A 24,636-nucleotide genomic window follows, 5' to 3' on the forward strand; every position below is an offset into this window, starting at 1 on the left:
GGGGAGCTGTTCGAGCCACTGCGGCCCCTGTTCGCCGATGCAGCTCACCAGCGCCTTGGGGGCATTGGCGGCGATGACCGGCAGGTGATGGGCCTTGGCAAACTCCACCAGCGGGCGGTAGTCGCTCGGGTAGTTGGGCCAGGCATGACCATCGCGGATCAGGGCCGACTCCCCGCGCTGCCCGGCCAGGTAGGCATCGAGCACGCCCTGATCGGCGCGGCTGAACTGCTCCAGCGAGAGGGCCAGTGGGCGGGGCCCCTGACTGAGTTCGGCCAGCAGACGGGCCTGTAGCAGGTGAATCGCAGGATGGGTGTGCAGTTCGCCGACCAAAATGATGTCGGCATCGCTCACCCGCCTGGCGGCCTGGGCCAGGGTCAGCACCTCCCCTTGGGCCGTGGTCAGCCGGTAGTCATAGAGGGTGGCGGGGGCGCTATTGGGGTGGGCGCAGCCACCCAGCATCAGGGCGGTGATAAGCAGGAGTGCGCGCATGGTTGCTCCATCGATGGCAAGGTCAGCGTTATTGTAATGAGGCGGTGAATAACATCAATCAAATGATATTAATTCTCATTATCATTGATCTTTTTTCGGGTTCGGATAGGATGTGCTCCACTTGATAATTGTTCTCATTAAGGATGATTTCCCGTGGCACACTCATTCACCCGCACCCTGATTGCGCTGGCCGTCGGCAGCGCTATGATCTCCCCTCTGCTGGCGGCCGATAAGGGCGTCAACGAGGTCATGGTCGTCAGCGGATCGCGCATGGCCCAGAAGCTTGAAGATGTCTCCAGCCCGATCACCGTCGTAACCGACAAGCAGATCGAGGAGCAGGGGGTGAGCAACGCCGCCGAGCTGTTTCGCTACGAGCCGGGGGTGACCACGGTGGGCGGCAGCGGCGAGACCTCGACCTTCGTCATCCGCGGCATGAGCAAGAACCGGGTCAAGGTGGTGCAAGACGGGGTGCGCCAGAACAACGCCTACAGCAGTGGCGGTGTGGGGCAAACCTATTTTGACACCGACATGATCAAGCAGGTCGAGGTGGCCAAGGGGCCCTCCTCGGCGGCTTACGGCTCTGACGCGCTGGGCGGGGTGATCGCCATCACCACCAAGGAGGCGAGCGACGTTCTCAAGGGGAAAGCGCGCCATCTCGAGGTCAGCTCCGGCTATCAGTCGGCCAGCCACCAGCGCAGCGCCGGTATCACGGGGGCCCTGCGCAGCGGCGATGTGGAGAGTCTGCTGCGCTACACCTGGCGCGATGGCGGGGTGACCCAGAACCACGCCGGCGATCAGAATGAGTTCGATGTGCTCAACCATGCGCTGTTGCTCAAGAGCAAGTGGCACGTCTCGGCCGAGCAGTTCCTGCAATTGAGCGTCAACTACCTGCACGAGGGGATGGACCCACACCATGTGGATCTGCCGGCATCGAGCCGGGTATCGACCTTCGATCAGCCGATCACCGACAAAAAACCGACAACCTCTCGGTCATGCTCGATCACGGCATCGCCCTCAACGCAGGCTGGGTCGATCGGGTCGACAGTAAGCTCTACTACTCTCGCATGAAGCAGGATCTCGATCAGTACGCCTTTGCCTCCCGCTACTACCTCACCTCGTTTGATAGCAACCGCTTCGAGCAGGAGAGCCTGGGGGCCCAGCTCAAGCTCGCCAAGGAGGCCGGCGCCCACCGCCTGGCCTGGGGGGTGGATTACGAGCGCAGCAACAACGAGCGCCGCCGGCTCAAGACGGCAGCCTTCAGCGGCACCTTCCCAGGCTACGACGAGACCAGCTTCCCCGACACCACCACCCAGCGCGGCGCCCTGTGGGCATTTGATGAGCTGCGATTTGGCGAGCGCTGGGTGCTGACGCCTGGGCTGCGCTACGACTACTACCGGATGAAGCCCGACGACGATCCGGCCTACACCGGCAGCGCTCTCAAGACCTTCTCCGACGGCGAGCTATCGCCCAAGCTGGGGCTGGTCTACAAGGCCCATCCCCTGGCCAATCTGTTTGCCCAGTACAGTCATGGCTTCAAGGCCCCCATGTATGACGAGGCCTTCGCCACCTTAAATCACAGCGGCTACTTCTACCGCATCGAGCCGAACCCGGATCTCGACGCCGAGCGCAGTGACGGGATCGACGCCGGGGTGCGTGGCGGTAACGGCCGCCTCAACTACGAGCTGTCGGCCTTCTACACCCAGTACAAGGATTTCATCACCAGCACCTATATCGGCCAGGAGGGGCGCACCGCCCTCTACCAGTACCAGAATCTGGATGACGTGCGCACCAAGGGGCTGGAGGCCAAGAGCGACTACTGGGTCAGCGACGTGATCAACGTCTGGGGCAACCTGGCCTATATCGAGGGCAAGGATGGGGATGGCCACTACATCAACGAGCTGAGCCCGTTCAAGGGGAGCGTCGGGGCGCGCCTCGAGCAGGCGAACTGGAACCTCAACACGGCGCTGCGCTTTGCCAGCCGCATGGACAAGGTGAGCCAAGACAGTCAGGGGAACGACAACATAGGGGCCGCCGGCTGGGCCGCCTGGGACATCTATGCCCAGTTCACCCCGCTGCCCCAGTTGCAGCTCAATGTGGGCGTCTTCAACCTGCTCGACAAGGAGTACGTCAACTACGAGAGCGTGGCGGGCAAGGGGGCCGGCAGCGATGTCGCCCAGTTTACCGAGCCGGGGCGCAGCCTGAGTGCCCGCATCAAGTACCAGTTCTGATTGAGCCGCAAGCGGGGGCCGAAAGGCCCCCTCTTCGAGCGTGTCCTTGCGGTGAGGAAATCGGTTATCATGCCGGCTCCGCACTGCCCCTACGAGGACGTATGCCTGCCTTTGCCTGGATGGCGCTTTTCTTCAGTGCCTTTTATTTCGTCTACGGCGCCTACCTGCCGTTCTGGTCGCTCTGGCTGGAGGGGGTGGGGCTCTCTCCCCAGATGATAGGAACCCTGCTCGGGGCGGGCATGGCCATCCGCTTTGCCGGCAACCTGCTGGTGATGGGCCGAGTCAAGGGGGCGGCCCAGCTGCTGCCGGTCACCCGGCTGCTCTGCCTGCTGAGCCTGCTCGCCTTCCTCGGTTTTTATGCCGGCCACGCCCCCTGGTGGCTGGTGGTGCTGACCCTGGTCACCAACTTTATCTACCCGACCCTGATGCCGATGGGGGAGGCGCTGGCCACCCGCATGGTGATCCAGGTGCACCTCGACTACGGCAAGGTGCGCCTGTTCGGCTCGTTTGCCTTCATCGTCGCCTCCACCCTGGTGGGGCTGCTGGTGAGCCATCAGGGCAGCGACTGGATCTTGCACACCATCATGGCTGGCCTGCTGCTGCTGATGGTGCTGAGCTGGCTGCCGCTGCACCCCGCCCCGAGCGACGTGGTGGGTGAGAAGGCGCGTGCCGGCCTGTGGCAGACCTTTCGCGATCCGGCGGTGCGCCGCTTCCTGCTCATCGCCGCCCTGTTGCAGGGCAGCCATGCCGCCTATTACGGCTTTAGCGCCATCCACTGGAAGGCGGCCGGCTACAGCGGCAGCACCATCGGCTACCTGTGGGCCCTCGGGGTGGTGGCCGAGATCTGCATGTTCGCCGCCGACCGGCGCTACCTGTCTCGCCTGCCGGCCCGCCCCCTGTTCGTGGTGGGGGCCATCGGCTGTCTGGTGCGCTGGAGTCTGCTCGGCGCCTCGACCGAACTCGGGGTGCTCATCCTGGCCCAGCTGCTGCACGCGGTCACCTTCTGTGTCAGCCATCTGGCGGCGGTGCGCTTTCTCACCCGCGAGCTGGCGCCAGAGCGGCAGATCCCGACCCAGGCGCTCTACTCCGCGCTGGCGCTCGGCATGACGGTGGCGGTGCTGATGGCGCTGTGTGGCAGCCTTTATGAACAGTGGCAGGGGGGCATCTTCTGGCTGATGGCCCTGTTCGCCCTGCCGGCGCTCTGGCTGCGGCCACGACGCGAACCGGCCTGACTCGCGCACGGAGGCGCTCATGCAACAGGGATGGTTGCTTATCGGGGTATCGCTGGCCTATCTGGGGCTGCTGTTTCTCATCGCCCATGTGGCGGATCTGCGCCGCCGTGCGCGTCTGCCGGGGCAGCCCATCCTCTATAGCCTGTCCCTCGCCGTCTACTGCACCTCGTGGACCTTCTACGGCACGGTCGGGCAGGCGAGCATAGCGCCCTGGGCGCCGCTGCCCATCTACCTCGGCCCCATGCTGGTGTTCCTGTTCGGCTGGCGGGTGCTGGCGCGCCTCATCCTGGTGGCCAAGCGCGAGCACATCACCTCCATCGCCGACTTCATCGCCGCCCGGTATGGCAAGTCGCAGCACCTGGCCATGCTGGTGACCCTGGTGGCCATCATGGGGGTGCTCCCCTATCTGGTGCTGCAACTGAAAGCCATCGTGCTCGGGCTGGATATGTTGAGCGACGGTGGCATGGTGGCCCAGGAGGGGGGCGGGCGCGCCGGCCTCGCCCTGGTGGTGGGTTTGCTGCTGGCGCTGTTTAGCATCCTGTTTGGCACCCGCCATCTCGATGCCACCGAGCACCACAGGGGATTGGTGGTGGCCATCGCCTTCGAGTCGGTGGTCAAGCTGCTCGCCTTCCTCACCGTGGGGGGCTTTGCCCTCTGGCTGCTGCTCGGCCAGGAGGGGGTGTGGCAGACCGAGGCCAGCCGCCAGTTTCTGGAAGAAGCCATCACCCTCGATGCGGGGCAGGGGATAGAGCTGGCCATCTACACCCTGCTCGCCATGTGCGCCGTCATCTGTCTGCCGCGCCAGTTCCACGTCACCGTGGTCGAGAACCATCAGGGGCAGGATCTGCACTGGGCGCGCTGGCTGTTTCCCGCCTACCTGTTCCTGATGGGGATCTTCATCTGGCCGCTGGCGCTGGCCGGCCATCACTGGCTGGGGGCCGGCGTCTCGCCCGATACCTTCGTCATCAGCCTGCCCCATACCCTCGGCTTCGATGCCATGGCCCTGCTCGCCTTCCTCGGCGGCACCTCGGCGGCCACCGGCATGGTGATCGTCTCGACTCTGGCGCTGGCCATCATGGTGAGCAACGATCTGGTGCTGCCGGTGCTGCTGCGCCGCTACTGGCAGCGCGGACAGGACGAGCGGCTGGCCCGGCTGCTGCTGCGGGTGCGCCGCGCCGCCATCTTGCTGATCCTGCTGGCCGCCTGGGGGCTCTACCTCTGGCTCGGTGAGCTGACCAGCCTGTCGGGGATCGGGTATCTCTCGTTTGGCGCCGTGGCCCAGTTTGCCCCGGCCCTGCTGCTTGGCCTCTACTGGCGGCGTGGCAACCGCAAAGGGGTCTATCTGGGGCTGGTGCCCGGCCTCAGCCTGTGGCTGATGACCCTGTTGCACGAAAGCGGCATGCTGGCCGGCTCCCCGTTGGCCGCGCTGCTGGCCCCGCCCGATCTGCCGCTGCTGCGCGAGGTGAGCGTCACCGCCTGGTGCCTGCTGCTGAGCCTGCTGCTCAATCTGGCGGGCTATGTGGCGGGCTCGCTGCTCTCGCGCCCGGCGGTGAGTGAGCGCTTGCAGGCCGCCAACTTCGTCGGCAAGCCGAGTCGCGACACCTCGGCCCTCTATCAGGCGCGGGTCACGGTCAAGGAGCTGGAGATGCTGGCCACCCGCTTCCTCGGCCCGAGCCGGGTCAAACGGGCTTTCGGCCGCTTCGCCGCCGAGCATGGGGGCACATTGGCCCCACACATGCAGGCGACGCCGGATCTTATCTCCCACACCGAGCGGCTGCTGGCCGGGGTGTTTGGAACCTCCTCGGCGCGGCTGGTGCTGGCCTCGGCCCTGCAAGGGCACAACATGCAGCTCGAGGAGATCGCTACCATCGTCGACGAGGCGTCGGATCTGCTGCGCTTTAACCGGGGTTTGCTGCAAGGGGCCATCGAGCACATCGGCCAGGGGATCTCGGTGGTGGACAGGGAGCTCAAGCTGGTGGCGTGGAACCGCCGCTATCTGGAGCTGTTTCACTACCCGCCCGGTCTGGTGCAGGTCGGGCGCCCCATCGAGGAGATCATCCGCTACAACGCCAGCCAGGGGCTGTGCGGCGCGGGGGAGGTCGAGGCCCAGGTGGCGCGGCGGGTGGCCCATATGCGCAGCGGCAGCCGCCATGTCTCGGCCCGCGAGCGGCCAGATGGCCGGGTGATCGAGATGCAGGGCAACCCCATGCCCGGCGGCGGTTTTGTCATGACCTTTAGCGACATCACCCCATTTCGCGAGGCAGAGAAGCTGCTGCGCGAGGCCAACGAGCTGCTCGAGGCGCGGGTGGCCGAGCGCACCCGCGAACTCTCGGCCCTCAACAGTCAGCTGCTGGCGGTCAACCAGCAGGTGGAGCGGGCCAACCAGTCCAAGAGCCGTTTCCTGGCGGCGGTGAGCCATGATCTGACCCAGCCGCTCAACGCCGCCAAGCTGTTCGCCTCGGCCCTGCGCGAGCAGCTGCCCGACGGTGAGCCGGCGCGCCTAGCCGAGCGCATCGACACGGCGCTGGAGGCGGCCGAGGATCTCATCTCGGATCTACTCGACATCTCCCGGCTCGAGGCGGGCAAGTTCAAGGCGCGCATGACCGACTTTCCGCTTGCCGAGGTGTTCGACATTCTGCGGGCCGAATTCGGCGTGCTGGCCCAGGCCGGGGGGATGCGCTTTGAGGTGATCCCCAGCTCGCTGCTGGTGCACAGCGACGTGCGCCTGCTGCGCCGGGTGCTACAGAACTTTCTCACCAATGCGTTTCGCTACAACCCGGGAGGCCGGGTGCTGCTCGGCTGTCGCCGGGTGGGGGAGCGGGTGTGCATCGAGGTGTGGGACAACGGCCCCGGCATCCCGCAGGAGAAGCAGAGCGAGATCTTCGAGGAGTTCCAGCGCCTCGATCACTCGCGCACCGCCCGCGAGCAGGGGCTGGGATTGGGGCTCGCCATCGCCCGTGGCATCGCCAATGTGCTCGGCCACCAGATCGCCATGCGCAGCTGGCCAGGGCAGGGGTCGGTGTTCTCGCTGACCCTGACGCGCAGTCGCCGGCCCCAGGTGCCGCGCCCGGCCATCGCGGCGCAGACCGTCAATCTGCTCGACGGGGTGCGGGTGCTTTGCATCGACAACGAGCCGGAGATCTTGCAGGCGATGGCTTCCTTGCTCGGCCGCTGGGGCTGTGAGGTGGCCTGCTGCGCGGATGCTGACAGCGCCATGGCGCTGGTGGAGGATGGCTTTCTGCCGGCCATGGTGCTCTCCGATTACCACCTCGATCACGGTCAGACCGGTATCGAGGCGCTCGAACAATTGCGCCACACCTATGGTGAGGAGATCCGCGGCATCGTCATCAGCGCCGATCGCAATGCAACGTTGCTGGCCCGCATTCGTGCGCAGGGTTACGGCTATATCAGCAAGCCGGTCAAACCGCTCAAGCTGCGCAGCCTGATGAACGGGGTATTGCAGAGCCACGAGTGAGGTGGTTCACATAATCACACTTTTGTTGTTTGTCACGATGGCGGCCATTTCAACGAACATGGCCGCCTTTTTGTCTTGTTTTCACTGACGTTATTCTCACTGCGGCATGTGGCGCCCCCTTTTTCTCCTCTCGGCCCCTCTGGCTGGTGTTCTCACTTGCCTCTATAGTCGGCGGGCGATTTTTTTTGTCGCGAATGAAGTAGTGATGGGGCAAGCCGGCCAGTGGGTCGGTACGCAACGTCCACCCGGATCCGACGAGGTCAGGGGGACCACTACGGGTTGTTGCGCCGCCTTTGCCAAGGGGTGGGCGTTGTTGTCTGCGGTACCTGTCGGGTTGCGTGGCCCTTTTCGAATCGATAACGAAATAGGGAAATTCAACAATGCTAAGTCCAAAACCCACCATGCTGGCCGCTCTGGTCGGCGCCTTGTTCATGCCTGCCGTCCAGGCGGCTGCCCCCGGCAAACCGACCCTGGGCTGGGGCGAAACCAAGTTCTCCATCGTCGAGGTCGATCAGGCCGCCACCTCTTACGCCAAGCTGGTCAAGGTCAAGGAGGCCGCCGACGTCAGCGTGAGCTGGAACCTCTGGAGCGGCGACGTCGGCCAGAGCGCCAAGGTGCTGCTCAATGGTCAGGAGGCCTGGTCCGGCCCCTCTGCCGCCGCCGGCAGCGCCACCTTCAAGGTGGCCAAGGGCGGGCGCTACCAGTTGCAGGTGGCCCTGTGCAACAGTGATGGCTGCACCCTCTCCGATCCGCGCGAAATTGTGGTGGCCGACACCGACGGCAGCCACCTACTGCCGCTCAAGGCGCCGCTGCAGGAGAACAACAAGCCCTATGCCAACAAGTCGGGCAAGGTGGTCGGGGCCTACTATGTCGAGTGGGGGGTCTATGGCCGCAAGTTCACCGTCGACAAGATCCCGGCCCAGAACCTGACCCACATCCTCTATGGTTTCACCCCCATCTGCGGTGGCAACGGCATCAACGACAGCCTCAAGTCCATCGAAGGGAGCTTCGAGGCGTTGCAACGTGCCTGCGCCGGGCGCGAGGATTTCAAGGTTGCCATCCACGATCCCTGGGCGGCGATCCAGATGCCGCAAGGCAGCCTGTCGGCCTTCGATGAGCCCTACAAGGGCAACTTCGGCAACCTGATGGCGCTCAAGCGCGCCTATCCGGATCTCAAGATCCTCCCCTCGGTCGGGGGCTGGACCCTCTCCGATCCGTTCCACTTCCTCGGCGATAAGGCCAAGCGCGACACCTTCGTCGCCTCGGTCAAGGAGTTCTTGCAGATCTGGAAGTTCTTCGACGGGGTGGACATCGACTGGGAGTTTCCGGGCGGGCTGGGGGCCAACCCGGCGCTCGGCAGCCCGAACGATGGTGAGACCTATGTGCTGCTGATGAAGGAGCTGCGCGCCATGCTCGACGAGCTGGAGGCCCAGACCGGACGCCAGTACGAGCTTACGTCGGCTATCAGCGCCGGTGGCGACAAGATTGCCAAGGTGGATTACAAGGCGGCCCAGCAGTATATGGATCACCTGTTCCTGATGAGTTACGACTTCAACGGCGCCTGGAGCAACACCGAGCTGGGCCATCAGACCAACCTCTACCCGGCGAGCTGGGATCCGGCCACCAAGTACACCACCGACAAGGGGGTGAGGGCGCTGCTCGGCCAGGGGGTCGATCCGGCCAAGGTGGTGGTGGGCGCGGCCATGTATGGGCGTGGCTGGACCGGGGTGAGCGGTTATCAGGCCGGCAACCCCTTCACCGGCAAGGCCAGCGGCCCCATCAAGGGAACCTGGGAGGCCGGCGTGGTCGACTATCGCCAGATCGTGCGCGACTACATGGGCGCCGGCTGGGAGCAGGGCTATGACGAGCAGGCCGAGGCCCCCTATGTGTTCAAGGCGGGCAGCGGCGATCTCATCACCTTCGACAACGAGCGCTCGGTCAAGGCCAAGGGGCAGTATGTGCTGGCCAACCAGCTCGGCGGCCTGTTTGCCTGGGAGATCGACGCCGACAACGGCGACATCCTCAACGCCATGCACGAGGGGCTCGGCCACGGCGATGGCGGCACCACGCCGCCGGTCAACAAGCCGCCGGTGGCCAATGCCGGCAGCGATGTGGCGGTGACCGGCCCGGCCGAGGTGAGCCTCAATGGCGCCGCCTCCCACGATCCGGAGAACGGCGCCCTCACCTATGCCTGGAAGCAGGTGGCAGGGCCCCAGGTGACCCTGCTTGATGCCAGCACGGCCAAGGCCCGCGTGGTGCTCGATGCGGTCAGTAGCGATGTGACATTGACGTTTGAACTCACCGTCACCGACGAGCAGGGGCTCAAGGCGAGCGATCAGGTGGTGGTGACCAACAAGGCGCCGCAGGCTAACCTGCCGCCCGTGGTCACCCTGCCGGCCAGCTTCAGCGCGGTGGCAGGGCAGGCGGTCACGATCCAGGCCAGCGCCAGCGATCCGAATGGGGATGCGCTTACTTACCAGTGGAGCCTGCCGGCGGGGTTGAGTGCCACCGGTCAGGGCAGTGCCACCCTGGTGGTAACGGCGCCGAGCGTGAGCAGTGATACCACCTACGATCTGGCCCTGACCGTCTCCGATGGCGGCCTGGATGCCAGTGCCAGCACCCGCCTGACCGTCAAGGCGGCCGGCAACGGCTGCCAGGTGAGCGATCCCGATGCGGCCAACTGGCCGGCATGGCAGGCCAGCGCCGTCTATAACGGCGGCGCCAAGGTGAGCCACAACCAGCTGGTGTGGCAGGCCAAGTACTGGACCCAGGGCAATGAGCCGAGCGGCAGCAGCGATGCCTGGCAATTGGTGAGCAAGGTGACCCTGGGCTGGGATGCCAGCGTGGCTTACAACGGCGGTGCGCTGGTCAATCACCATGGCCGCCAGTGGAAGGCGCAGTACTGGACCCGTGGCAACGAGCCGGGCACCTCGGACGCCTGGGTAGATGTCGGCGCCGCCAGCTGCCCATAACGGCCATCAGCTAAAAAAAAAAGCGCGCCATCTGGCGCGCTTTTTCATGGGCGGGGCACTTAGCGGCCCAGCTTGCCCTTGAGCAGGGCGATCACGTCGTCGATGGCCACTTCCTGCTTCTCGCCGCTGCGGCGGCACTTGTACTCCACCACGCCGTTGTCGAGGCCGCGCTCGCCGATGACGATGGCGTGCGGGATACCGATGAGCTCCATGTCGGCAAACATGACGCCGGGGCGCTCTTTGCGATCATCGAACAGTACGTCGATCTTGGCGGCCTTGAGCTCGCTGTAGAAGCGCTCGGCCAGCTCGGCAACCCGCACGGACTTGTGCATGTTCATCGGGATCACCGCCACTTCGAACGGGGCGATGGCGTCCGGCCAGATGATGCCGTACTGGTCGTTGTTCTGCTCGATGGCGGCTGCCACCACGCGGGAGACCCCGATGCCGTAGCAGCCCATCTCCATCACCACCGACTTGCCCTCTTCGTTGAGGACGGTGGCCTTCATGGCTTCGGAGTACTTGGTGCCGAGCTGGAAGATGTGGCCCACTTCGATGCCGCGCTTGAGCAGCAGCTTGCCGGTGCCGCATGGGCTCGGATCGCCTTCGACCACGTTGCGGATGTCGGCCACTTCATAGCCCTGAACGTCGCGATCCCAGTTGGCCCCGGTCAGGTGGAAGCCGGTTTCGTTGGCGCCGCAGACAAAATCCGCCAGGTGGGCGGCACTGCGGTCGACGATGACGCGCCCCTTGAAGCCGATCGGGCCGATGGAGCCGGCGTCACAGCCGGCGGCTGCCTTGATCTGCTCGTCGTTGGCGAAGGTCATCGGCTTGGCGATGCCGGCCAGCTTCTCGGCCTTGACGTCGTTGAGCTCGTGATCGCCGCGCAGCACCAGTGCGATCACCGCTTGCTGACCTTGCTCGTTCTCTTCGCCCAGCACCAGCAGGGTCTTGGCGATCTGGTTCGGGGCCACCTTCAGGAAGGCGCTCACCTCGTCGATGCTGTGTACCGCCGGCGTGGCAACCTTGGTCAGCTCGGCCGTGGCGGCCGGACGCTCGCCGGCCGGCGCCAGGGCTTCGGCCATCTCGATGTTGGCGGCGTAATCGGATGTATCGGAGAAGGCGATGAGATCTTCACCGCTCTCGGCCAGCACCTGGAACTCGTGGGAGCCGGTGCCACCGATGGAGCCGGTGTCGGCCTGCACCGGGCGGAAATCCAGCCCCATGCGGGTGAAGGCGGCGCAGTAGGCGGCGTGCATCTTCTCGTAGGTGTCGATGAGGCTCGGCTTGTCGATGTGGAAGGAGTAGGCGTCCTTCATCAGGAATTCGCGGCCGCGCATCACGCCGAAACGGGGGCGCACTTCGTCGCGGAACTTGGTCTGGATCTGGTAGAGGTTGAGCGGCAGCTGCTTGTAGCTGTTCACCTCGTAGCGCACGGTGGCGGTGATCACCTCTTCGTGGGTCGGGCCTAGCACGAAGGGGCGGTTGTGACGGTCAGTCAGGCGGCACAGCTCGGGGCCGTAGTCGTCCCAGCGGCCGGACTCCTGCCACAGCTCGGCCGGTTGCACCACCGGCATGGAGACTTCGACGGCGCCTGCGTTGTTCATCTCTTCGCGCACGATGTTCTCAACCTTCTTCAGTACGCGCAGGCCGGTGGGCAGCCAGGTATACATGCCGGAGGCGAGTTTACGGATCATGCCGGCACGCAGCATCAGCTGGTGGCTGACGACTTCCGCATCGGACGGGGTTTCCTTGAGAGTGGAAAGCAGGTAGTGGCTGGTACGCATCGCTCGTGACCTTCAAATGGCAAATGGTGTGGGTCGTTGCCCGCAGGGGAAAATCTAAGAGCGGAATATTAGCAGGGCCAATGCCATGGCCCAAGGGATAAATGGCTCGGGGGCCGGCTTACTCCGCCTGCATCCCTTGCAGCATCAACTGGGCGACCAGGTCATAGGCGTGACCCCATGCCGCCGCCAGCTCGGGGGTAAAGCGTGCGCCGAGGCGGCGGGCCAGCACCGTCGTCATGGCCTGCTTGAGGGTGGCGAAGTGGGGTGGGCGGGCCCCGTGCTGGCGATGGCGTCGGCCGATGTCGCGGATGATGAAGGCGAGGCGGTCGAGCGCCTCCAGGCTGGTCAGCAAGGTGTTGAGGGTGTCGGCCATCTTGGCCATCAGATGGTCGCGATCGTCGGTAAATAGCGGCTGCAAGGCCGGATCGAGGCGAAACAGTTCGTCGTAGACCTCTTGCACATAGCTCTGGCTGCCGCCACTTATCCGCCCCCAGGCCTGCTGAACCAGTTCAATCTAGTGGGGAAGCAGTTCCTTTGTCTCCTGCTGCATATGGGTCTCCGCGTGGGGATGAGAAGGCGAATATTCCGTTCGCCGAAGTGGGAATATGACAACTGGTGGCCCGGGCCGCAGTCAGTATCGCAGCCGGCTGCGCCGGGCGCCATCTCCGCTTGCTCGGGGTGGGAGTGCTGGATACCTATCCAGTTATTCTTTATGCTATGGCCAGTTTTATCGGCGTTTGAGGTAGGAAGCGTGATAGGTCGTCTGCGTGGCATCGTGATTGAGAAACAGCCCCCCGAAGTGCTGCTTGAGGTGGGAGGCGTCGGCTATGAGGTGCATATGCCCATGAGCTGCTTCTATGACTTGCCGGATCTGGGGCAGGAGGCGCGTATCTACACCCATTTCGTGGTGCGCGAGGATGCCCAGCTGCTCTATGGCTTCAATCACAAGCAGGAGCGGGCCCTGTTTCGCGAGCTGATCAAGGCCAACGGGGTGGGCCCCAAGCTGGCGCTGGCCATTCTCTCTGGCATGAGTGCCAGCCAGTTTGTGATGTGTGTCGAGCGGGAGGATATCTCCACCCTGATCAAACTGCCCGGCGTGGGCAAGAAGACCGCCGAGCGGCTGGTGGTCGAGCTTAAAGATCGTCTCGCCGGCTGGGTCAGCCACGATCTCTTCACCCCTGCTGCGGTCACCCTGCCGGAGCCGGTGAACTCCCTGCGTGAACCCGATGCGTCGGAAGAGGCCGCCAGCGCCCTGGTGGCGCTGGGCTACAAGCCGGCCCAGGCCAGCCAGATCGTTGGCAAGGTGGCCAAGGAGGGGATGTCGGTGGAAGAGATCATCCGTGATGCCCTGCGCAGCCTGGTATAAGGAAGCCTTGCATGATTGAAGCCGACCGTCTCATCTCTCCGGCTGCGGGCCGGGAAGACGATATCATCGACCGCGCCATTCGCCCCAAGTCGCTGGCCGACTACAAGGGGCAGGATCATGTGCGCGCGCAGATGGAGATCTTCATCGAAGCCGCCCGTCAGCGCGGCGAGGCGCTCGATCATCTGCTGATTTTTGGCCCCCCTGGGTTGGGTAAGACCACGCTCGCCAATATCGTGGCCAACGAGATGGGGGTGAACATCAAGACCACCTCCGGGCCGGTACTGGAGAAGGCCGGGGATCTGGCGGCCCTGCTGACCAACCTCGAGCCCAACGATGTGCTGTTCATCGACGAGATCCACCGTCTCAGCCCGGTGGTGGAGGAGGTGCTCTATCCGGCGATGGAGGATTACCAGCTCGACATCATGATAGGGGAGGGGCCGGCGGCCCGCTCCATCAAGCTGGACTTGCCCCCCTTCACCCTGATAGGGGCCACCACCCGGGCCGGCTCGCTCACCAGCCCGCTGCGCGATCGTTTCGGCATTGTGCAGCGTCTGGAGTTCTACAGCGTGGCGGATCTCTCGGATATCGTGGCTCGCAGCGCCCGCTGCCTCGGGCTGGATATGGCCGATGACGGCGCCCACGAGGTGGCTCGCCGTTCACGCGGCACGCCACGGATTGCCAACCGCTTGCTGCGAAGGGTGCGTGACTTTGCCCAGGTCAAGTCAGATGGCACCATCGACGGGGAGATCGCCGCGCGCGCCATGGACATGCTGGACGTGGACAACGAGGGATTTGACTTCATGGACCGCAAGCTGCTGCTGGCGGTGATCGACAAATTTCTCGGCGGGCCGGTCGGGCTCGATAACCTGGCGGCGGCCATCGGTGAAGAGAAAGACACGATTGAAGATGTGCTTGAACCCTACCTTATCCAGCAGGGATTCTTGCAGCGTACCCCGCGTGGCCGGATCGCTACCCCGCGCGCCTATCTCCATTTCGGTCTGGAGCGGCCCGATTAGCGGGTCAGAAAAAACGGATGAGAGAGCCGCCTACGGGCGGTTTTTTTCTGCCCAATAAAAAAGCCCGCAGCATGGCTGCGGGCAAGACAATTCAGGATGGATGTTCACACACAGAGTCGGCACCAGGCAGACAGTGAAAAACAGGAGTAAGGCCTGTTACAGACGATTCATTTGATACATCTGAACAAACGAAAGCTTGTAATAACGAAGGGTGCGCTGCACAAACTTTTTCATCTTTGCTTCACTCATTAAAAGGGTTCACTAGGTATACCGGGCGGTCGTCGCGGCCTGTTCCGGTGCCTCATCTGCGCCGCGCATTCTAGGCGGCCACCGTGGCCTTCTCAAACTAGAAAAATTGCAGTTTAAAAATAAGAAAAAGTAATCCGATTGATGGGTTCTGAAATAGTCCCTATAGGAGGTAACTGCCTGTTTAACCGACTTTCCATATAGGCGTCATCCCGATAAGGCCATAAAAAAGGTATGGGAATAGCCAACCGGCTTTTCCTACGGGTTAAAATATGGATGAAAAATAAAAAAATCTTTGTTTTATATTATGTTAAGTGTTTGTTGAGTTGTGATCCTGTTCACTATTTGTTCGCCGGTGTGAGTGCTAAGATGCATTACTGATGGGTGTTTTATGAACCGAGCCACATTGATTTTCGTCAAATAATGGTGATATAAAACCCCAGCTTTTCTGCGCGTAATTAAATCGCTGATGGTTGTGGTTTTACTGTTAAACATTAGCTTTTTTTGTTTGCCTTGTTGCCGTTAGGTTAATGGGGTGGCGCAGTTGGCGTGTTCTGTATTGAATAAATTTTGCGGCATATAACAGATGCGGAACACCAAAGAGAAAGGAAGCTTTTCCCCAACAACTCCAATTAGCCGTGCCAATAATCGGTGAGGAAACATCATGATTGCTGAGCATGTGGTTGACCTGTCGCGGATCCAGTTCGCAGCGACAGCCCTCTATCACTTCCTGTTCGTACCCCTGACGCTAGGGATGGCCTTCATCCTGGCGATCATGGAATCCGTCTATGTCATGACCAACAAGTCCATTTACCGGGACATGACCAAATTCTGGGGCAAACTGTTCGGCATCAACTTTGCCCTCGGTGTCACCACCGGTCTGACGATGGAGTTCCAGTTCGGTACCAACTGGGCCTACTACTCCCACTACGTCGGCGATATCTTTGGTGCGCCGCTCGCCATCGAAGGTCTGATGGCCTTCTTCCTCGAGTCCACCTTTGTTGGCATGTTCTTCTTCGGTTGGGATCGCCTGACCAAGCGCCAGCACTTGGCGGCTACCTGGCTGATGGCGCTGGGCACCAACCTCTCTGCCCTCTGGATCCTGGTCGCCAACGGCTGGATGCAGAACCCGGTCGGGGCCGAGTTCAATTTCGAAACCATGCGTATGGAGATGGCCAGCTTTGCTGACGTGGTGCTCAACCCGGTGGCTCAGGTCAAATTCGTGCACACCGTTGCCGCCGGCTACACCACGGGCGCCATGTTCGTGCTGGGTATCTCTTCTTATTACCTGCTGAAGAATCGTGATGTCGCCTTTGCCCGCCGCTCTTTCGCTATCGCCGCTGCGTTCGGCATGGCCTCTATCCTCTCGGTCATCGTGCTGGGTGACGAGTCCGGCTATGAGACCGGCGACGTGCAGAAGGTGAAACTGGCCGCTATCGAATCTGAGTGGGAAACCCACCCGGCTCCGGCCTCCTTCACCCTGTTCGGTATTCCGAATCAGGAGGAGATGCGCACCGATTACGCGATTCAGATCCCCTATGCCCTCGGCATCATTGCGACCCGCTCGTTGGATAAGGAAGTGACCGGCCTGCGTGATCTCAAAAATGAGCACGAAGTGCGTGTGCGCAACGGCATGATCGCGTATGACCTGCTGGGTAAGCTGCAATCCGGCGACAAGTCTGATGAGACCCGCGCCCGTTTCGACGAAGTGAAGCAGGATCTGGGCTATGGTCTGCTGCTCAAGCGCTACACCGACAAGGTGAGCGAGGCGACCGACGAACAGATCAAGGCGGCCGTGGATGACTCCATCCCGCAAGTGGCTCCGCTGTTCTTCACCTTCCGTATCATGGTGGCTTGTGGCGTCCTGATGCTGGTGCTGATCGGCATCGCCTTCTATGACAGTACCCGTCACCGCATCGGTCAGCGCAAGTGGCTGCTGAAGGCGTTGTTGTGGGGGATCCCGCTGCCCTGGATCGCCATCGAGTGCGGCTGGTTTGTTGCCGAGTATGGCCGTCAGCCCTGGACCATCTCCGAGGTGCTGCCGACCTTCATGTCAGCCTCCAACGTGCCGGCTTCTGAGCTGTGGTTCTCTCTCATCGGCATCTGCCTGTTCTACTCCGTGTTGCTGGTGATCGAGATGTTCCTGATGTTCAAGTATGCCCGCCTCGGCCCGAGTAGTCTGAAGACGGGTCAGTACCATTTCGAACAGCTCAAGGCATAAGGAGAGTGACCCATGTTTGATTACGAAGTATTGCGAGTCGTCTGGTGGGTGCTGGTCGGTGTCTTGCTGATCGGTTTCACCATCACTGACGGGTTCGACATGGGCGTCGGCGCCCTGCTGCCGTTCGTCGGTAAGAAAGACGTTGAGCGTCGCGTCATGCTCAACTCCATGGGGCCGCACTGGGAGGGTAACCAGGTGTGGCTGGTGACTGCCGGTGGCGCCCTGTTCGCCGCCTGGCCTCTGGTCTATGCGGCGGCCTTCTCCGGCTTCTATATTGCGATGATCCTGACCCTGATGGCGCTGTTCTTCCGCCCGGTGGGGTTCAAGTACCGCTCCTTGCAAACCTCGCCCAAGTGGCGCAGTACCTGGGACTGGTGCCTGTTCATCGGCAGTGCCGTACCGCCCATCGTCTTTGGTGTGGCCTTCGGTAACCTGCTGCAAGGGGTTCCCTTCAGCTTTAACCAGTACCTGATGGTGACCTACACCGGTAACTTCTTCGGTCTGCTCAACCCGCTCGGCCTGCTGGCCGGTCTGGTCAGCCTGTTCATGATCGTGACCCAGGGTGCGACCTGGCTGATGATGAAGACCGAAGGCGAGATCCTGGCCCGCTCGCGCACGGCTGCGGTAATCGCCTCCCTGCTGACGCTGGTGCTGTTCGCCATCGGCGGCGTCTGGGTGAGTGGGATCGACGGCTATGTGCTGGTCAGCTCGGCCGGCGGTAACGCCGTGGCCAACCCGCTGAACAAGGAAGTCGCCGTGCAGGCCGGTGCCTGGATGCAGAACTACGACCTCTATCCCTGGATGATGGCCGCTCCTGCACTGGGTCTGGCGATGAGCCTGCTGACCGCCCTGTTTGCCAAGCTCAACAAGGGCTGGGTGGCCTTCCTGTGCTCCTCACTGGCCATTGCTGGCATCATCCTGACGGCTGGGTTCTCTCTGTTCCCGTTCGTGATGCCCTCCAGCCTGGAGCCGTCGCACAGCCTGACCATGTGGGATGCGACCTCCTCTTTCAACACCCTCAAGGTGATGACTGTGGTTGCCGCCGTGTTTGTGCCGACTGTGCTGGCTTACACCATCTGGACCTACATCAAGATGTTCGGTCGCCTGAGCACCAAGCACATCGAAGAGAACCAGCACTCACTGTACTGAGTTAGGAGAGCAAAACATGTGGTATTTCACCTGGATCCTCGGCCTCCTGCTGGCCTGTTCCTTCGGCATCATCAACGCCCTGTGGCTTGAGCATACCGAGAACCTGGATCGCAGCATCGATGAGTAATGGCTGGCTTGCCCGGCTCTGCGCCCCGCTGTGGCGCCAACCCGGGCAAGGTCTGCTGCTGGTGTCCGCCGTCCTGATGGCGGTCGCCATGTTGCAGGCTCCCAATCTGGTCGCAGCCAACACCAGCGCGCATGCCCACTGGGTATCGCTGGTGCTGATGTGGTCGGTGTGTGCCGGCCTCATCAACGGCATGGGGTGGCAGCCCCGGTCGTTGCCAGTCAGGCTGTTGCTGTTTCCCTGGTTGGCGCTGCTCCTCAATGGTTGGGGGCTGTGGCTGACCCGGAGCTATTTTCTGGGATAAAAAACAGGGGGGAGCATGGCTCCCCCCTGCTTCTTTCCGATTCTCCCCTGCGCTATGATAGGCGCCCATCTCAATGTCGTACGGATCACAGATTCTATGGCGAACCCCTTTGTGTTTCCGGTGCGTGTCTATTACGAAGACACAGACGCCGGTGGCATCGTATACAACGCCAACTACCTGAAGTTTATGGAGCGTGCGCGCACTGAGTTTTTGCGTGCGCGCGGCATAGAGCAAGATTCTCTTCTGGAACAAGGGATTGCGTTTGTCGTGACCCGCACCGAGATCGACTTTTGCTCGGCTGCCCGCTTCAATGAGCTGCTGGAAGTACAGACTTCCATTGTGCAGCAGCGGCGCGCATCCCTGCGCTTCGAGCAACAGATTTTTGCCGGTGATGGCCGCCTGGTGAGCAAGGCCCTGGTACAGATCGCCTGTGTCGCCATCCCGCAAATGAAACCCGTAGCCATACCTGATCAAGTAAAGGGAGTGCTGTAAGTGCACGCTGAAATTTCGTTTGTTGGTTTGTTTTGGCAGGCCAGCCTGCTGGTAAAGCTGGTCATGCTCACCCTGCTGAGCATGTCGGTGGTCTCTTGGGCGCTGATCATTCAGCGTACCAAGGTGATCAAGGCGGCTCATCAGGCTTCCGAGCAGTTCGAGGATCGTTTCTGGTCCGGGGTCGATTTGAACCGTCTCTATCAGGAGTCCTCTTCCCGTCGCGATGACATTGAGGGCATGGAAGACATCTTCTATTCCGGTTTCAAGGAGTATGCCCGTCTGCTCAAGGCCGGTGCCCGTGGTCAGGAGGCGGTCATGGATGGCACCTATCGTGCCATGCGGGTCTCGCTTTCCCGCGCGGTGGACGAGCTCGAATCCAACCTGCCGGTGCTGGCCACCATCGGCTCCATCAGCCCCTACATCGGCCTGTTCGGTACCGTATGGGGTATCATGAACGCCTTTATCGCCCTGGGTCAGGTGCAGCAGGCCACCTTGCAGATGGTGGCTCCGGGTATCGCCGAGGCGTTGATTGCGACGGCGATGGGCCTGTTTGCCGCGATTCCGGCGGTGATCGCGTTTAACCGCTTCTCCAATAAGGTTGAGAAGCTGGAGAACGCATACGCCAACTTCATGGACGAGTTCACCACCATCCTGAACCGCCAGATTGCACAGCAGGGTGACCTCTAATGCAAACCTATCAGCGGATCCGGCGCAAGAAGGTGGCCGAGATCAACGTGGTGCCCTACATCGACGTGATGTTGGTGCTGCTCATCATCTTCATGGCGGTGACGCCGGTGATCACCCAGGGGGTGAAGGTTGATTTGCCGCAGGCTGAGTCTGAGCAGTTGCCGGAAGACGCCAAGCCCCCCTTCATCGTGAGCGTGACCGAAGAGGGGGTGTACACCATCAAGGCGGGTGAGGCGGATGACGAGCAGGTGCCCCCCGGAGACAAGGGGGCCATGGAGCAGTACATCACCGAGAAGGCGATGGGTTATCTGGCGATCAATCAGGGGGCGCCCGTGGTGGTGGCCGGTGATAAGTCGGTGCGTTATGAAGAGGTGATCCTGCTGATGGTGGCCCTGAAGAAGGCTGGTGTGCCACAGGTCGGCCTGATGACCGATTCACCCAACTAACGGAGCGGGACGTGAAGCGCGGATTATCGAGTTATGTCATTGCGTCGCTTCTGCTGCACCTCATCATCGGTATCATCCTGCTGGTCGGGCTCGATTTTAGCAAGCCCAAGCGCCCGGCATCATCGGGGCAAATCGTGCAGGCGGTGATGATGGATGAGAGTTTTCTCAACCAGCAGGCCGAACAGATCCAGAATAAGCAGGCCAAGCAGCAGGCAGCGAAGAAAGAAAAGGAAGACGCGGAACGCACTCGGCGCGAACAGATCGAGGCGCAGGAGCAGCTGCGCGAGGCCGAGCAGCAACGCAAGGTCGCGGAAGAGGCGGCCCGCAAGGCCGAGGCCGCCAAGCAGATGAAGATCGCTGAACAAAAGCGTGCCGAAGAGCAGACCAAGGCGGCAGAAGAGGCGCGCAAGGTCGAAGAGCAGAAGGCGAAGAAGGCGGAAGAGGCCCGCAAGGCCGCCGAAGCCGAATCCAAGGCGCTGGCCCTCAAGAAGAAGAAAGAGGAAGAGCGCAAGAAAGAAGCCGAGAAGCAGGCCAAGGCCGAGGCGGAGAAGAAGGCCAAGGCGGAGGCTGAGAAGAAAGCCAAGGCAGAGGCTGAGAAGAAGGCCAAGGCGGAGGCTGAGAAGAAGGCCAAGGCAGAGGCTGAGAAGAAGGCCAAGGCAGAGGCCGAGAAGAAGGCCAAGGCAGAGGCTGAGAAGAAGGCCAAGGCGGAGGCTGAGAAGAAAGCCAAGGCAGAGGCTGAGAAGAAGGCCAAAGAGGCGGCGGCCAAGAAGGCGAAGGAAGACGCTGAGCGCAAGCGCAAGGCGGAAGAGGCTCGCTTGCAGGCGGAGCTGGAGGCGCAGATGCAGCAAGGCCTTGAGGCCGAAGCCAATGCTCGCAACCAGGCTGCGGCCGCAGCGGCCAGCGGTGAGGTGAACAAATATGGCGCCATGATTGTCGACACGATCCGGCGTTACATGCTCACCGATCAGACCATGAAGGGTAAAACCTGTACGCTGAACCTGAAGTTGGCGCCGGATGGCTTTATCATCTCGGTGCAAACGGGGGCAGGGGATCCGGCGGTGTGCCGCGCGGGTAAGGCGGCGGCGCTCAAGGCTGGCAAGGTGCCGGTGCCGAAGGACCCGGCAGTCTATGCCCAACTGAAAGAAATCAATCTGCTGGTCGATCCGTTCGGCGGCTAAGAGAACGGGGGCTGTGGCCCCCGTTAGTGAACTGGTAGTTTTTCTAACCTCCAAATGGAGTTGAATACACGATGTTGAAACGGCTGATATTGCTCTTCCTGAGTTTCACCCTGATCGGATCCCCCGCCCATGCGGCGCTGGATCTGGTGCTGACCGGTGGTATCGACAGTGCGCGTCCGGTGGCGGTTGCCCCGTTCAAGTGGACCGGTGGCGGTCAACTGCCCCAGGATGTGGCGGATGTGATCTCTTCCGACCTGCTGCGCAGTGGTAAGTTCAAACCGCTGACCCGCCAGCAGATGCCGCAAACCCCGAGCAACAGTGGTGAGATTGATTTTGCTCCCTGGGCCTCGCAAGGGGTGGAAGCCGTGGTCGTGGGCTCCATCGAGCCGGCTGCCGGCGGTTATCAGATCCGCTTCGAGCTGGTCGACGTGCTCAAGGGGCAGGCGCTCAAGTCCATGGGCGGCGATGCCAACGGTTATGTGCTCGACAGCCGCACCGCGACCGTCCCCGCGGCCCAGTTGCGCCAGTTCGCCCACCGGATCTCTGACATCGTCTATGAGCGTCTGACCGGTGAGCGCGGTGCCTTCCTGACCCGCTTGGCCTATGTGGCCATCGATCGTAGCTCTCAGTATCCGTACCAGCTGCGCATCTCCGACTATGACGGCTATAACGAGAAGACGCTGCTGCGCTCCCGTGAGCCGCTGATGTCTCCCTCCTGGTCGCCGGATGGTAGCAAGGTGGCTTATGTCAGCTTCGAGAACCAGCACTCTGAAATCTATGTGCAGGATATCTACTCCCAGCAGCGCAGCCTGATGACCAGTTTCCGCGGGATCAACGGTGCGCCGAAGTGGTCACCGGATGGTCGCCGTCTGGCCGTGGTGCTCTCCAAAGATGGTCAACCTGACATCTACATCATCGATGTTGGCAGCAAGCAGCTGACCCGTGTGACCGAGAGCCGCTCCATCGATACCGAGCCGGCCTGGCTGGATCCGCAGACTTTGATCTTCACCTCAGAACGTGGTGGCAAACCCCAGATTTATAGCGTAAATTTGGCGTCTGGCATGACTCGCCGGATGACTTGGGAAGGAGAGTCGAACCAGGGCGCATCGGTCACTCCGGACGGTAAGTCCATGGTGCTGGTGACCCGGGTTCAAGGACAGTATCGCATCGCTCGCCAGGACCTCGAGAGCGGTGGCATGATGGTGCTGTCCCAGAGTGCTCTGGATGAGTCGCCGAGTGTGGCGCCCAACGGTAGCATGATCATCTACACCACCATCTATCAGGGCAAGAAGAGCCTGGCGCTGGTGTCTACAGATGGCCGCTTCAGAGCAGTGCTGCCAACCAGCACTGGTGAAGTCCGTGCTCCGGCATGGTCACCCTTTTTAAACTAAAAGACATGTCTGGTTTTGGTTTTGTGACAAAGGTTTAAGGAATAAGCATGCAACTCAACAAACTGCTCAAGGGTCTGGCTATCGCTCTGCCACTGTTCACCCTGGCCGCCTGTAGCTCAACCTCCGACTCCGACGCTTCTGGCGCCGAGTCTGGCATGGGTGCCAATGGTGGGGTCATGACTGGCTCTGCCGACGGCATGCTGTCCCCGGAAGAGCAGATGCGTCAGCGCCTTGCGGCTCTGCAACGCGACAACGTGATCTACTTCGGCTTCGACAGCAACGAAATTCAAGGTCAATACGCTGACCTGCTGGACACCCACTCCAGCTATCTGCGTGAGAACCCCTCCGTCAAGGTGCTGATCGAAGGTCACACCGACGAACGTGGTACTCCGGAATACAACATCGCTCTGGGTGAGCGTCGTGCCAAGGCGGTTGCCAAGTACATGCAGACTCTGGGTGTACAGGCCGATCAGCTCTCCATCGTCTCTTACGGCGAAGAGAAGCCGCAGGATCCGGGCCACGGCGAAGATTCTTACTCCAAGAACCGCCGCGCGGTCCTGGTCTACTAAGGTCTTTTTTGCATGAAGTGTATGTATAAGACAGCGGCCGTCACGGCCGCTCTTTTATTTCAGCTCCCTGTCCATGCCGAGGCGCCGGTCTCTGAGCTGGGTGGCGGGGCCGTGACCCTGAGCGGCAACAACGGCGCCATCGTGCCCAGTGGCAGTGTGGAAGACCGGGTGGCCTTGCTCGAGCGTACCCTCAATGCCCGTCTGCGCATTCAGGCCGATCTGCAGCAGCAGGTTGACTCCCTGCAGCAAGAGGTGGACGAGCTGCGGGGTCAGCTGGAGCAGCAGGGTTACCAGATGCAGCAATCGGAGGAGCGCCAGCGTCAGCTCTATCAGGAGCTCGATAAGGTGAACTCTGCGCAGCAACAGGCGGCCTCAGCGCCTGCGGCGGCGAGTTCGGCCGCTCCCGTGCCTGCTACCGGCAATTACTCGAGCAACCAGGATGAGAACCAGGCCTACGATGCGGCCGTCAACATGGTGCTCAAGGAGAAGAACTACGACAAGGCCATTCCCGCCTTCCAAGGGTTCATCAAGCAATACCCTGAATCCAGCTACGTGCCCAATGCGCACTACTGGCTGGGGCAGCTGCTCTTTAACAAGAGTGACAGAGCCGGGGCCAAGGGGCAGTTCCAGACCCTGGTCAGCAAGTATCCCAAGTCTCCCAAGCGGGCCGATGCCCTGCTCAAGCTGGGCATGATTGCTCAACTGGAAGGCAAGAAGGGGGATGCCAAGAGTTACTACGAGCAGGTAACCAAGGGGTACCCGAACTCGTCAGCCGCTCAATTGGCGCAGCAAGCACTGTCAAAACTCTGATTTGTCGATAAAAACGGCGATGCATGTGAGGCGGGTGTTAATTTTGCCTCACATTGTACGCACTATGAGCAAACGCATCAGAATTACGATTTTTCTATTGCGCCAGAAATTTAAATCCGTAATATAAGCCGCCGTTGGCGCCGCTGGATACAGCGTTTGTCAGCGACGAGTGTGGGTCGTTAGCTCAGTCGGTAGAGCAGTTGACTTTTAATCAATTGGTCGCAGGTTCGAATCCTGCACGACCCACCACTTAATCCCAGGTCGCTTAGCTCAGCTGGGAGAGCACCTCCCTTACAAGGAGGGGGTCACTGGTTCGAGCCCAGTAGCGACCACCAGTATTACCAGCCACGCCAAGGCGGGGGCGCAAAAAATTTCGTGGGTCGTTAGCTCAGTTGGTAGAGCAGTTGACTTTTAATCAATTGGTCGCAGGTTCGAATCCTGCACGACCCACCACGAA

General features: G+C 61.7%; 21 protein-coding genes and 3 tRNA genes. 21 read left to right on the top strand and 3 right to left on the bottom strand.

The window, feature by feature from the left end; all coding sequences use genetic code 11:
- Positions 1-459, bottom strand: a 459-nt coding sequence (locus BN1134_RS09900) for a ChaN family lipoprotein (protein ID WP_232300623.1), incomplete at its 3' end; no start/stop codon positions are given.
- 183 nt (positions 460-642) lie between these two features.
- Here BN1134_RS09900 and BN1134_RS20170 point away from each other — a divergent pair.
- From BN1134_RS20170 to BN1134_RS09920, 5 genes are all read left to right on the top strand, one after another.
- Positions 643-1,557: a TonB-dependent receptor plug domain-containing protein gene (locus BN1134_RS20170; RefSeq protein WP_232300621.1), complete on the top strand. Its 915-nt coding sequence runs from the start codon at positions 643-645 to the stop codon at positions 1,555-1,557.
- Positions 1,482-2,717 carry a TonB-dependent receptor domain-containing protein gene (locus tag BN1134_RS20175; protein WP_156991731.1) on the top strand — a complete coding sequence of 412 codons (1,236 nt, stop codon included), beginning with the start codon at positions 1,482-1,484 and terminating at the stop codon, positions 2,715-2,717. The genes BN1134_RS20170 and BN1134_RS20175 overlap by 76 nt, the downstream gene beginning before the upstream one ends.
- Before the next feature lie 101 nt (positions 2,718-2,818).
- A complete protein-coding gene (locus BN1134_RS09910; RefSeq protein WP_042046953.1) occupies positions 2,819-3,949 on the top strand; it encodes a 3-phenylpropionate MFS transporter in 1,131 nt (376 codons plus the stop codon).
- Between the two features lie 19 nt (positions 3,950-3,968).
- Positions 3,969-7,424 carry a hybrid sensor histidine kinase/response regulator gene (locus BN1134_RS09915; RefSeq protein WP_042046954.1) on the top strand — a complete coding sequence of 1,152 codons (3,456 nt, stop codon included), beginning with the start codon at positions 3,969-3,971 and terminating at the stop codon, positions 7,422-7,424.
- Between the two features lie 380 nt (positions 7,425-7,804).
- The gene (locus BN1134_RS09920; RefSeq protein ID WP_042046956.1) at positions 7,805-10,396 is read left to right on the top strand and encodes a glycosyl hydrolase family 18 protein; all 2,592 of its coding nucleotides are present in this window, start codon (positions 7,805-7,807) and stop codon (positions 10,394-10,396) included.
- A 59-nt stretch (positions 10,397-10,455) separates the two neighbouring features.
- Here BN1134_RS09920 and BN1134_RS09925 read toward each other — a convergent pair whose 3' ends face one another.
- Positions 10,456-12,180 carry a proline--tRNA ligase gene (locus tag BN1134_RS09925; RefSeq protein ID WP_042046958.1) on the bottom strand — a complete coding sequence of 575 codons (1,725 nt, stop codon included), beginning with the start codon at positions 12,178-12,180 and terminating at the stop codon, positions 10,456-10,458.
- A 118-nt stretch (positions 12,181-12,298) separates the two neighbouring features.
- Entirely contained in the window at positions 12,299-12,640 is a 342-nt protein-coding gene (locus BN1134_RS09930; protein ID WP_232300622.1) for a globin domain-containing protein, read from the bottom strand.
- A 291-nt stretch (positions 12,641-12,931) separates the two neighbouring features.
- On the opposite strand from BN1134_RS09930, the gene ruvA reads away from it, so the two are divergent.
- The 16 genes from ruvA (at position 12,932) to BN1134_RS10010 (ending at position 24,632) form a co-directional block, all read left to right on the top strand.
- Complete coding sequence (ruvA, locus tag BN1134_RS09935; protein WP_042046961.1) at positions 12,932-13,546, top strand: Holliday junction branch migration protein RuvA; 615 nt, start codon at positions 12,932-12,934, stop codon at positions 13,544-13,546.
- Positions 13,547-13,557: 11 nt separating this feature from the next.
- Entirely contained in the window at positions 13,558-14,562 is a 1,005-nt protein-coding gene (ruvB, locus tag BN1134_RS09940) for a Holliday junction branch migration DNA helicase RuvB (RefSeq protein WP_042046963.1), read from the top strand.
- A gap of 910 nt (positions 14,563-15,472) precedes the next feature.
- Positions 15,473-17,029, top strand: coding sequence for a cytochrome ubiquinol oxidase subunit I (gene cydA, locus BN1134_RS09945; protein ID WP_042046965.1), 1,557 nt, complete (start codon positions 15,473-15,475; stop codon positions 17,027-17,029).
- Positions 17,030-17,041: 12 nt separating this feature from the next.
- The gene (gene cydB / locus BN1134_RS09950; RefSeq protein ID WP_042046966.1) at positions 17,042-18,178 is read left to right on the top strand and encodes a cytochrome d ubiquinol oxidase subunit II; all 1,137 of its coding nucleotides are present in this window, start codon (positions 17,042-17,044) and stop codon (positions 18,176-18,178) included.
- A 16-nt stretch (positions 18,179-18,194) separates the two neighbouring features.
- Positions 18,195-18,305, top strand: coding sequence for a cytochrome bd-I oxidase subunit CydX (gene cydX / locus BN1134_RS19265; protein ID WP_042046967.1), 111 nt, complete (start codon positions 18,195-18,197; stop codon positions 18,303-18,305).
- Positions 18,298-18,606, top strand: a complete 309-nt coding sequence (locus BN1134_RS09960) for a cyd operon YbgE family protein (protein ID WP_084214772.1) — start codon at positions 18,298-18,300, stop codon at positions 18,604-18,606. The genes cydX and BN1134_RS09960 overlap by 8 nt, the downstream gene beginning before the upstream one ends.
- 96 nt (positions 18,607-18,702) lie before the next feature.
- Entirely contained in the window at positions 18,703-19,098 is a 396-nt protein-coding gene (gene ybgC, locus BN1134_RS09965) for a tol-pal system-associated acyl-CoA thioesterase (protein ID WP_042046969.1), read from the top strand.
- A complete protein-coding gene (tolQ, locus tag BN1134_RS09970) occupies positions 19,099-19,785 on the top strand; it encodes a protein TolQ (protein WP_042046970.1) in 687 nt (228 codons plus the stop codon).
- Entirely contained in the window at positions 19,785-20,231 is a 447-nt protein-coding gene (gene tolR / locus BN1134_RS09975) for a protein TolR (RefSeq protein ID WP_042046972.1), read from the top strand. The genes tolQ and tolR overlap by 1 nt, the downstream gene beginning before the upstream one ends.
- Before the next feature lie 11 nt (positions 20,232-20,242).
- On the top strand, positions 20,243-21,409 hold the full coding sequence (gene tolA / locus BN1134_RS09980; RefSeq protein ID WP_042046973.1) for a cell envelope integrity protein TolA: 1,167 nt from the start codon (positions 20,243-20,245) through the stop codon (positions 21,407-21,409).
- A 71-nt stretch (positions 21,410-21,480) separates the two neighbouring features.
- Positions 21,481-22,800 carry a Tol-Pal system beta propeller repeat protein TolB gene (tolB, locus tag BN1134_RS09985; RefSeq protein WP_042046974.1) on the top strand — a complete coding sequence of 440 codons (1,320 nt, stop codon included), beginning with the start codon at positions 21,481-21,483 and terminating at the stop codon, positions 22,798-22,800.
- A gap of 47 nt (positions 22,801-22,847) precedes the next feature.
- Positions 22,848-23,369 (top strand): peptidoglycan-associated lipoprotein Pal, encoded by a 522-nt coding sequence (gene pal, locus BN1134_RS09990; protein ID WP_042046975.1) that lies wholly within the window; start codon positions 22,848-22,850, stop codon positions 23,367-23,369.
- Between the two features lie 12 nt (positions 23,370-23,381).
- The gene (gene ybgF, locus BN1134_RS09995) at positions 23,382-24,179 is read left to right on the top strand and encodes a tol-pal system protein YbgF (RefSeq protein WP_042046977.1); all 798 of its coding nucleotides are present in this window, start codon (positions 23,382-23,384) and stop codon (positions 24,177-24,179) included.
- Between the two features lie 173 nt (positions 24,180-24,352).
- Positions 24,353-24,428, top strand: a tRNA-Lys gene (locus BN1134_RS10000).
- 10 nt (positions 24,429-24,438) lie between these two features.
- Positions 24,439-24,514 (top strand) — tRNA-Val (locus BN1134_RS10005).
- 42 nt (positions 24,515-24,556) lie between these two features.
- Positions 24,557-24,632: transfer RNA gene (locus BN1134_RS10010), tRNA-Lys, on the top strand.
- Positions 24,633-24,636: the final 4 nt, after the last annotated feature.

The sequence above is a fragment of the Aeromonas simiae genome (genome assembly GCF_000820125.1).
Taxonomy (GTDB): domain Bacteria; phylum Pseudomonadota; class Gammaproteobacteria; order Enterobacterales; family Aeromonadaceae; genus Aeromonas; species Aeromonas simiae.

Coding starts and splice junctions, on each gene's coding strand:
- BN1134_RS20175 (WP_156991731.1), top strand. CDS start 1,482: ATGCTCGATCACGGCATCGCCCTCAACGCAGGCTGGGTCGATCGGGTC.
- BN1134_RS09910 (WP_042046953.1), top strand. CDS start 2,819: ATGCCTGCCTTTGCCTGGATGGCGCTTTTCTTCAGTGCCTTTTATTTC.
- BN1134_RS09915 (WP_042046954.1), top strand. CDS start 3,969: ATGCAACAGGGATGGTTGCTTATCGGGGTATCGCTGGCCTATCTGGGG.
- BN1134_RS09920 (WP_042046956.1), top strand. CDS start 7,805: ATGCTAAGTCCAAAACCCACCATGCTGGCCGCTCTGGTCGGCGCCTTG.
- BN1134_RS09925 (WP_042046958.1), bottom strand. CDS start 12,180: ATGCGTACCAGCCACTACCTGCTTTCCACTCTCAAGGAAACCCCGTCC.
- ruvB (WP_042046963.1), top strand. CDS start 13,558: ATGATTGAAGCCGACCGTCTCATCTCTCCGGCTGCGGGCCGGGAAGAC.
- cydA (WP_042046965.1), top strand. CDS start 15,473: ATGATTGCTGAGCATGTGGTTGACCTGTCGCGGATCCAGTTCGCAGCG.
- cydB (WP_042046966.1), top strand. CDS start 17,042: ATGTTTGATTACGAAGTATTGCGAGTCGTCTGGTGGGTGCTGGTCGGT.
- cydX (WP_042046967.1), top strand. CDS start 18,195: ATGTGGTATTTCACCTGGATCCTCGGCCTCCTGCTGGCCTGTTCCTTC.
- BN1134_RS09960 (WP_084214772.1), top strand. CDS start 18,298: ATGAGTAATGGCTGGCTTGCCCGGCTCTGCGCCCCGCTGTGGCGCCAA.
- ybgC (WP_042046969.1), top strand. CDS start 18,703: ATGGCGAACCCCTTTGTGTTTCCGGTGCGTGTCTATTACGAAGACACA.
- tolR (WP_042046972.1), top strand. CDS start 19,785: ATGCAAACCTATCAGCGGATCCGGCGCAAGAAGGTGGCCGAGATCAAC.
- tolB (WP_042046974.1), top strand. CDS start 21,481: ATGTTGAAACGGCTGATATTGCTCTTCCTGAGTTTCACCCTGATCGGA.
- pal (WP_042046975.1), top strand. CDS start 22,848: ATGCAACTCAACAAACTGCTCAAGGGTCTGGCTATCGCTCTGCCACTG.
- ybgF (WP_042046977.1), top strand. CDS start 23,382: ATGAAGTGTATGTATAAGACAGCGGCCGTCACGGCCGCTCTTTTATTT.